Genomic DNA, 9,247 nt, shown 5'->3' on the forward strand with positions numbered 1-9,247 from the left:
AGCCACTCTATATTGCTCTACCATTAGCCATTAGCCATTAGCTAATTTTACGAACGTTGAAACCGCAATGCTTCAATTGATTGCGCGGTAAGAAATATGCCCAAAATAATGTAACTGGCCAACAAAATCAAACTGCTGGTATCTAAAACTCCTTGAATTAGGTTATTGTAATGTTTCAGCAGTGATAGATGACCTAAAGCATCGCGCATTGGTCCTTGGACGCTTTGGGCAATCAAGTCAATTATCCACAGAAATGCTACTAAAACAAACGTGAAAATTGCCGACAGAATTGTACTGTCGGTTAAAGAAGAAACAAACATCCCCAAAGACAAAACGCTGGCAGCGAGTAAAATTAAACCCAAATGCCCTAGCAACGGGACGGCAGGTGGAACTGGTGGATTAGCGGCACTAAATGCGATCGCTTCGTACACTACCAACGGCACGAGCATTGTCACAAAAAATGTCAGCACTCCCAACAATTTGCCTACCGCCACCGCCCAGTTAGTTAACGGCGATGTCGCCAATAATTCTAAAGTACCGCGCTTGCGTTCTTCGGCATAAAGTCCCATCGACAACATTGGCAGGATAAACAAACAAAACGACCCCATCACGCTTAAGAAACCCTTCAAGACTTCGTAAGCAACATCCAAAGGCGGTATATTCTGTCCCTGTTGTTCTGCTAACGCAACTGTATTAACGATTCCCACCAAAATCTGCAAAAAGAAGATGCCTGATAGAAGCCAGAATACACCTGCGATCGCATATGACAAAGGCGATGCAAAATAACTCTGCAACTCTTTACGGTAAATCGCCATAATATTGCCAAAAATTACCCGCATTTAACCCTCGCCTTCCTCTTGTTTATAACTTTCTTCACTTGAGGCGTCTGTTTCGACTTTTTCCGTCGTCGTCAATTCTAAAAATACATCTTCTAAACTAGCTGTAGTGCGTCGCATTTCATACAACCCCACCCCCGCCGATACCAACGCCGCCGCAATTTCTCGCCCCGGTTCGCTTCCCGTTGCTGATACGACGCGAATCAGAGCGCGATTTTCCGATACACTCCCTTGTATCAATTCTATCCTGCTTACCCCCGCAATATTACGCAACCGTTCCACAGGGACATCTGCGTCTCCGTCTATTTCTAGTTGGTATCCCGACCCTTCTGCCAACTGCGCCATTAAACCTTCTGGGGTATTCGTTGCTACAACCTTACCGCGATTGATAATCGTGACGCGGTTACAGGTCATGCTGACTTCGGGCAAAATGTGGGTGGAAAGGATAATTGTGTGGCTACCGGCGAGGCTTTTAATTAAATTTCGCACCTCGATAATTTGACGCGGATCGAGGCCGACGGTGGGTTCATCTAGAATAATCGCAGGCGGGTCGTGAACGATCGCTTGAGCAATTCCCACGCGCTGGCGGAATCCCTTGGAAAGCTTGCGAATCAAGACGCGGCGCTTTTCTTGTAGGTTACAGCGCTTAATCGCCCAGTTTACCTGACCTGCGCGATCGCCCGCCGGTACGCCTTTAATCCGCGCCACAAAGAACAAAAACCCCTCTACCGTCATATCGGGGTACAACGGCGGCGTTTCTGGCAGATAACCGATGCGCTGGCGTACCGCCATCGAATCTTCGTGGACATCGTACCCGGCAATTCTCGCCGTGCCGCTGGTTGCGGGTAAGTAACCCGTTAAAATTCGCATGGTAGTGGTTTTACCAGCCCCATTTGGTCCCAAAAACCCCACAATTTCACCAGGTTCCACCTTAAAGGTGACATCGGCGATCGCAGGGGTCGAACCATAAATTTTACTTAACTGCTCAACTTCGATCATCAGAGTAGGATGAAAAGCTGAACTTGCTTGCAGCTTGATAGGATATCAAACAATATTAGACCACCATTGTTATGCGTATTTTTCGCGGCTGTGTATTTGGTATGGCAAACATCGGGAGTTGCAATTAAGAGCTACACTACAAATGCCGGAAAAACGGCAAACCGTGCATTGTATAGATGAGCAAACAGGCTAGAGGCTCAAAATTAGCGCTTGATGTGGCGGCGGATGCAGCTGCATTGCTGCTGGCTAACTATAGTTTTGACCTTGGACGTTACAAAGCAGCAGAATTAGTTGAGCAGTGGTTAAGCAACTACCCGGCTGAGTGGGTGCTGCTGGCGACGATCGAGGCATTGTATCAAGGACGGTACAAAGCCAAATCGGTTGAGCAGATTTTAACGATTTGGACGCGCCGCCAGCAACCGCTGTATCATTTCAACCAAGAATTTGAACGCCTGATTTGCCGGAAATTACCCGATCATTTGACTTTTCAAGGAACGCTAGGAACGTACAGACAGGAGGCTAGTAACAAAAGCAGCGTTCCAGCAGAAATTGCTACTGGCAAAACCGACACTGGTAATAAAGAAGCAATCCAGTATGTTAGTCCATTTGATGCCATGTCTGGAGCGAGTTTTGCGATCGCACCAAGCAATGTTGAGGCTGCTGAAACAATACCACCCCAGCCCAGCGAACCAAATTTGACCAAAAGTCCCCCCGCAGCGGGTAATGCACCCAGCTTGCCATCGCAGCATGGAAAGCTGACTGTCGCACGTAGCTGGGCAACTAAAATTGGCCCCATTGACCAATTTGAGCCAGCAGAGGTTGACTCTCACTTGTATACCAAGCTGAAAACATTAGCAAACTCTGTTGAGGAGCGGGTGAGCGGGTAAAATATAGTCATTTTCAGCCGAATCAATCGAGGGTAGGGGCTAAGGCTAAAGAAAAACTTTGCCCTTAGGGACAAAACTTTCTTTAGCCTTAGCCCCTACCATGTTGTGTTGCTCGTCAAATTGATCGCGATCCCAACAGCCCACTGGCACATCTGCCCAATTAAGCCTTGGCTGCATCTGCTGCTTGTGCTTGCGGCTGAGCGATTCCCATGCGAATCTCGGAACAGAAAGAAGCGTTGCTGGTGCCATCGGCTCGCTTGAGGATGCTCGTCCGCAGGCGTAAATTAGGACTGGCAAACCATAGGCGCTCTTCGGTATACATGGTTTCGTCAGAGCTAATCAGCGTCAACGCATCATCCTTGCCCAGAATGTAGCGACCGACAATTCCTGGTTTCCCAGCATAGCCGACATCGCGCAGCAACTTACCTTGATTGGGTTGATCTGGATCGGCAATGGGTACCAAAACCGAGGAACCGGCTTTTTTGACTTTATCCCATTCCATCGTGCCATCCCAAGTGACGCGAGCGCCGCCCCAAGCTAAAGCTGTATCGATCTCGTATTGCTGGCACAGCTTGATCGCTGCTGGATCGTCTGCTGATAGAATTTCTATTCTGATTTCCGATTTGCCGCTTTCAGCTTGTTTGAAGGAGAGATGGTGACTGGTGCGTTGGGAAAACCATTTACCAGCACTCAGCTGGAAAAACTCTTTAATATCCATGAATCAAATTGTCTCGCGCCAATAGTTTTGCTTGCCATCCCCATATTAAGGGAGCAGGGGAGCGGGTGTGCGGGTGTGCGGGTGTGCAGGTGAGCAGGTGAGCTTCAGGAGAACGTACATTCAAATTCCCCTGCCCCTTTTGCCCCTCTGCACACCTGCACAAGAGCCCTATTATGCTCCCAGACGCTGGAGGGAAATTTTGGCTGCTTCGGCAACTGTGGGATAGCTGTCTTTGACCATATATTTTAAGGCGGAGATGCTCTTGGGGCTGTTGAGATGTCCCAGGGCTTCGGCTAGGCGCTGTCGAATCAGCCAATCTTCCGACTGGGCAAAGCGGAGGATAGCATCAACGGCGTCTACGGCTTTGATTTCACCCAAAGCGGCGATCGCTGCCTGTTGCAATACTACTTCAGAACTGTCTAATGCTCGCACCAGCACTTCTAGTGCGCGGGGATCTTTGAGATTTCCTAGGGACACCGCCGCGCTGAAGCGCACCAGCCAATCGGTATCTTCGTAAAAAGCCCGCACCAGCGGCTCAAACGCACGGATGTCTTCTAAGTATCCCAACGCACCCGCAGCATCGGCGCGAATTCCGTAATCCGGGTCGCGCTCCAGCAATTCGATTAAAATCGGATAGCATTCTGGGGTGGGTTTTATCCCCAGGGCAAATACTGCCATCGAGCGCACTTGCAGGCTAGAGTCGTTGAGGACTTTTTTGATTAAAGGGACGGCGCTATCGGCTGGGACATTCCGCAACATCGCCAGCGCCAACATGCGATCGCGCGACGAATCGCTGTCTAACTGCGCCGATATTTTTTCTAAACTCGGATAATCCATCTTTTTCTGCGGGGTACTCCACCCTCAGCGAAGCAGGGTGGAGGGGGATAGCAGGTCTAATCTACTGGTTCGATGCCAGTAGATTAGACAATCTTTTAGTTGGTAACACGATTAATCCCGTGTTTCGCCGTACCAACTGAGATTTTTTGGGGCTGAATCGTCCCAATCTACGCCAATCAGCATCACTGACTGACAAAGCTTTTTCGGTATCGCCACTGCAATACCCAATATCGCCGCTTGGGGTTTTAACTAAATCGCCTTTCCTAAATCCATGCCGCGTCACAGTGCCACCGTATTTTCTCCTCACTCCTCCCTTGGCAGGAACCATGAGATGAAGTTGGCGACGCGATATTGGGGGGCGACGAATCACCGTAAATGCTGCCGGAGTGATGGCGACATTACCTTTCGGGCCCATTGTTTGGCGGTCAATCATGCCATATCGAATCAAAGCGCTACATGCCAAAGCAACACCGTCTACGGCGTGGGTTGCAGGGATTGCATCACCCTTAGAATGTTTTTGTTTGTGTAGTCCTACTTGTTGTCTAATGTTTGCAGTCTGCCAACCTTCAACTTGCTTAACTTCGCCGTAATCAGCAAGATTTTCTAATTGCCATTTCTGACCAACCATCTCTCTCATGGACTGAATCCTTTATCGCCACGCGCTTTTACTATTTCGTAGGCAAGCAGGCAGGGGTTGGGGTAAATCAGCGATAACTCGTCAAGCACTCGCAATTCTAATTCGCGGTTGGCACGAATACTTGGTGGAATCTTACATTGACGACGGTTGCCCTTGCGTCGTTGACGATGTGCGCGTTTTGAGAATGCAATCTTGCGGTTAATCCGCCTGCCTCTACGCCCTCTCCGCATCAGGCGCCGTTGTTCCATGCGTTCTCGCACAATTTTGAACGGCAATTGGAGATGAGCTAACCACAGGGTAAACTTTGCGGACTGCACACCAATGCCCGTGTAATTTTTGCCGGGTTCGATACCAACCGCAATAGGCTGCGTGTTGGTAGTCCGAGGGCATCTGACTAATTGGACTTGGAAAACACCAAGGTCATTGTACACAACCCGCACTTTCCCCTCTTTGAGCCAACGTCTAGCCCTACTAGCCTTTGTTGGCATTAATTGTTTGCCTGATGGCGTTAAAACTGGTACTCGTAACATGGAGATAATCCTTCGAGTAAAGTTATTAGTCCCCTCGCCCAACACTGACAGAATGGCTTGGCTTTACCCAACACTGTCGGCAAAACAGTTTGCCGACAAACCAGACTGGGGAAGCATCTGGCAGTACGTGTCAGTCAGTGTCTCAGTCGGCTAGTCAAACACGTAAGATTTGCCTCTTACAAGCCCCGTCCCTCTATAGGGCGGGGTTATTGACTCGCTTCTATTGCTCTTCCTTTACAAATTTTAATATATTTTTCAGTAGGAATGGGGTGTTGGGCGTCGGGGTCAGCTTACCCCGCAGGCGCTGAATCTGCTAAACATAGAGGTTGGTCGGAGTCCTTTGCCCATTGTCACCACCAGGGCGTGACAATTCCTAAAAGTCGCCTCGGTCGCTGGCGTTGCGAAGCCAAAAGGTTAAAATAACCTAAAATCTTCCTAGAAAGCGATGGAACTAGAACGGCTCAACAGCCTACTTCAACATAGCCGGGGTGACGCCAGCGGGTGAAAGGAAACCGCTAAGAAAGTTAGATGAACTCGAAGAGCCGCAGGGGTTAAAGCGAATGCTTTTTGAAGAATCAATTTTAGAACAGATCGGGAATGCAGTCGTTGTTACGGATATAGAAGGAAAAATTATTTATTGGAACAGCTATGCCACAACCCTGTATCAGTGGCAAGCAGCAGAAGTTTTAGGTCAGAATATTTTTGAAGTTATAGTCCTAGAAAATAGCCGTAAAACTCTGCAAGAAATTATTGAGTGTGTAACTCAAGAAGGTGTTTGGCAAGGAGAATTAAAAGTCAAACGTAAAGATGGGAGTTATTGTTGGGTTGAGGGGAATTATTCAGCATTAAGAAATCAAAATGGAAAAATAACAGGGTGGGTGGGAATTGCGTTTGAAACATCTCAAGTCAAGCAGGTAACAGAAGCGCTACGCCAGAGCGAAACAACTCAAATTTTGTTTGAAGCACTGCCAGATGCAATGTTTTGCATCCGGGTTGATGGCAAATTTTTAGACGTAAAAGCGGCAAAAGAATTCAGCGAACAGTTGCCAAAGCGGAAAATATTAGGAAAAAACCTCACGGAAATATTACCCAAGGAATTAGCCAGTCAAGCCATGCAGAATATTGAGAGATCGCTCGAAACCGGAAAAATGCGAATTTTTGAATATCAGCTAATTACTCCCCATACTCAACTTTGCTCTGAAGAACAAACCGGCGAATTGCGGGATTTTGAAGCCAGAATTGTGCCCAAGGATACGCAAGAAGTACTGGCAATCGTGCGGGACGTAACCGAACGCAAGCGCGCAGAAAATCAACTGGCAAAAAGCGAAGAACGCTATCGAGTCGTTTCCGAACTAACATCGGATTTCGCCTATGCTGCGAGAATCGATATCAACGGACAATGGTTAACGGATTGGATGACGGGTGCGTATAGTCGCATTTCCGGCTATTCTTGGGAAGAAATACAAGCGCGAGGCGGATGGCAATCTTTAATTCATCCCGATGACATGGCAATATTTAGCGATCGCATACAAACGCTGCTATATTGGCATTCGGATATCAGCGAATACCGCATCTTTAACAAACAAGGGGAAATTCGCTGGCTGCGGGATTACAGCCAACCCGTACAATGCGAAGATGAAGAGCGCGTCCTGTTAATCTACGGTGCGGCGCAAGATATTACCGAGCGAAAATTAGCCGAAGAAGCACTGCGACAGCAAACCGAACGGGAAAGGCTAATCAGGGGAATGCAAGAGCGCATTCGTCAGTCGCTGGACTTAGAAGAAATCCTCAAGAAAGTTGTAGAAGAAGTCCGCGCTTTCCTGCAAGTAGAACGGGTGGCAATTTATCAAATTGAACCGGAAGTAGAAGGGAAGTTTGTCGTAGAATCGGTGACACCCGGTTGTTCTTCAGTTCTAAACCTTTCGCTAAACGATCCTTATTTTGAGGCAGACTATGCTCAAAAATACCAGCAGGGGCGTATTTCTGCAATTGATGATATTTACCAAGCTTCTCTGATTCCTTGTTACGTAGAACTGCTGGCTACCATCCAAGTTCGGGCGCTGTTGCTGGTGCCGATTGTATTTAACAATCAATTGTGGGGATTGTTGTGCGTTCATCAGTGTTCCGCACCCCGTCACTGGGAACCCTTTGAAATCGACTCGATTCAGCAACTGGCAACTCAGGTAGCGATCGCCATCCAACAATCCCAACTTTACCAGCAAATCCAAAAACTCAACGCCGACCTAGAACGGCAAGTCCAAGAACGCACACGAGAGTTACAAAAAGCACTTGAATTTGAAGAAACTCTCCGAAGAATCACTGAAGAAGTACGCGACAGTTTAGACGAAAACCGCATCTTGCAAAAAGCAGTCCAGGAATTAGCAATTGGACTGGGAGTGAGTGGGTGTAACGCCTCGATCTACGACTTAGAAGCGGGAACTTCCACCATGTGCTACGAAGAAGCGATTTCCATCCCCGCCGAACAAGGTCGCGTAGCAATCATGACAAATTATCCAGAAATATACAACGAACTGCTACAAGGACAGCACTTTCAATTTTGTTCGATTAAACCCCATCCCAAGCGGGGACGAGTCGCAATGTTAGCCTCTCCCATCTTTGACGATAAAGGCGTATTGGGAGACTTGTGGTTAATTCATCGTCCCGATTACGGCTATAGTGACCTGGAAGTGAGATTAGTGCAGCAAGTGGCGACTCAATGCGCGATCGCAATTCGCCAAGCTAGACTTTACCAAGCCGCACAAGCGCAAGTCGAGGATCTGGCTAAACTCAACCAACTCAAAGACGACTTTTTGAGTACGGTTTCCCACGAATTGCGGACACCCATGTCCAATATCAAAATGGCAATTCAGATGCTCAAACTTTCACCCACCCCCGAACGAAGTCAGCGCTATCTGGAAATTTTACAAGCCGAATGCAACCGGGAAACCGAATTAATTAACGACTTGCTAGACTTGCAGCGACTCGAAGCCGAATCTTATCCTTTGGTACTAACCGAAGTGGTGGACTTACCAGAGTGGATAGCCAATATTGTCGAACCATTTTACTCCCGCGCTCAAGACCACCAGCAAATTTTGCAAGTCGAACTAGCTCCCGACTTAACTACACTAATATCAGACTATGCTGGACTCGGACGCATCATCGCCGAACTGCTGAACAATGCCTGTAAGTATACCCCCGGTGGCGGCAAAATTGTGCTGCGCGTCAGTCAGCACCAAGGCAAGGATGAAAACGGAAACATTTATTCCCCCGACGTCAAACCTAATTCTGCTCAAGTGCCAATCACGGTATTTACCATCAGCAACCAAGCCGAAATTCCCGCTGAAGAATTACCCCACCTGTTTGAAAAGTTTTATCGCGTACCCAAAGCAGATTTGTGGCAACAAGGCGGGACTGGTTTGGGTTTGGCTTTGGTGCAAAAATTGGTCGAACAAATGAAAGGAAAGATTCAAGTTACTAGCAGCAATGGCTGGACCAAATTCCGCATTGAATTGCCGACAAATCCATAGTGGCTAATGGCTAATGGCTAATTGGTAATGGGGAATTAGTCAGGTAAGATTATTGTTATGGGAAGCGGGTAATCTTCTCCAGGACTTACGCACGACGATCCTATCACCAAAGTTTCTTGCTGCAATCTCTAGTTCCAAGTCGACGATTTTTCAGAGAAACTTTGGTGTTTGCTGCGGACTCTAGTTCCAAGTCGACGATTTTTCAGAGAAACTTTGGTGTTTGCTGCGGACTCTAGTTCCAAGTCGACGATTTTTCAGAGAAACTTTGGTGTTTGC

Annotated in this window: 8 protein-coding genes; 2 read left to right on the top strand and 6 right to left on the bottom strand. The window is 47.8% G+C overall.

The genetic code is table 11. From position 1 onward, the window contains the following. Positions 1-47 precede the first annotated feature (47 nt). Positions 48-839 carry an ABC transporter permease gene (locus MiSe_RS30195; protein WP_226587303.1) on the bottom strand — a complete coding sequence of 264 codons (792 nt, stop codon included), beginning with the start codon at positions 837-839 and terminating at the stop codon, positions 48-50. Then, positions 840-1,835 (bottom strand): ABC transporter ATP-binding protein, encoded by a 996-nt coding sequence (locus MiSe_RS30200; RefSeq protein ID WP_226587304.1) that lies wholly within the window; start codon positions 1,833-1,835, stop codon positions 840-842. 176 nt (positions 1,836-2,011) lie between these two features. On the opposite strand from MiSe_RS30200, the gene MiSe_RS30205 reads away from it, so the two are divergent. Then, on the top strand, positions 2,012-2,722 hold the full coding sequence (locus MiSe_RS30205) for a hypothetical protein (protein WP_226587305.1): 711 nt from the start codon (positions 2,012-2,014) through the stop codon (positions 2,720-2,722). Positions 2,723-2,882: 160 nt separating this feature from the next. On the opposite strand, the gene MiSe_RS30210 is transcribed toward MiSe_RS30205, so the two are convergent. The 4 genes from MiSe_RS30210 to MiSe_RS52225 all read right to left on the bottom strand — a co-directional run bounded on the left by MiSe_RS30210 (position 2,883) and on the right by MiSe_RS52225 (position 5,444). Beyond that, positions 2,883-3,440 (bottom strand): phycobiliprotein lyase, encoded by a 558-nt coding sequence (locus MiSe_RS30210; protein ID WP_226587306.1) that lies wholly within the window; start codon positions 3,438-3,440, stop codon positions 2,883-2,885. A 171-nt stretch (positions 3,441-3,611) separates the two neighbouring features. Then, positions 3,612-4,277: a HEAT repeat domain-containing protein gene (locus tag MiSe_RS30215; protein ID WP_226587307.1), complete on the bottom strand. Its 666-nt coding sequence runs from the start codon at positions 4,275-4,277 to the stop codon at positions 3,612-3,614. A 61-nt stretch (positions 4,278-4,338) separates the two neighbouring features. Beyond that, entirely contained in the window at positions 4,339-4,914 is a 576-nt protein-coding gene (locus MiSe_RS52220) for a hypothetical protein (protein WP_307731564.1), read from the bottom strand. After that, complete coding sequence (locus MiSe_RS52225) at positions 4,911-5,444, bottom strand: RRXRR domain-containing protein (protein WP_307731565.1); 534 nt, start codon at positions 5,442-5,444, stop codon at positions 4,911-4,913. Before MiSe_RS52225 ends, MiSe_RS52220 begins: the two co-directional genes overlap by 4 nt. Before the next feature lie 560 nt (positions 5,445-6,004). On the opposite strand from MiSe_RS52225, the gene MiSe_RS30225 reads away from it, so the two are divergent. Further along, positions 6,005-8,971 carry a PAS domain S-box protein gene (locus tag MiSe_RS30225; protein WP_226587308.1) on the top strand — a complete coding sequence of 989 codons (2,967 nt, stop codon included), beginning with the start codon at positions 6,005-6,007 and terminating at the stop codon, positions 8,969-8,971. Positions 8,972-9,247 lie beyond the last annotated feature (276 nt).

Origin of the sequence: Microseira wollei NIES-4236 (assembly GCF_020521235.1) — a bacterium.
GTDB classification, from domain to species: domain Bacteria; phylum Cyanobacteriota; class Cyanobacteriia; order Cyanobacteriales; family Aerosakkonemataceae; genus Microseira; species Microseira wollei.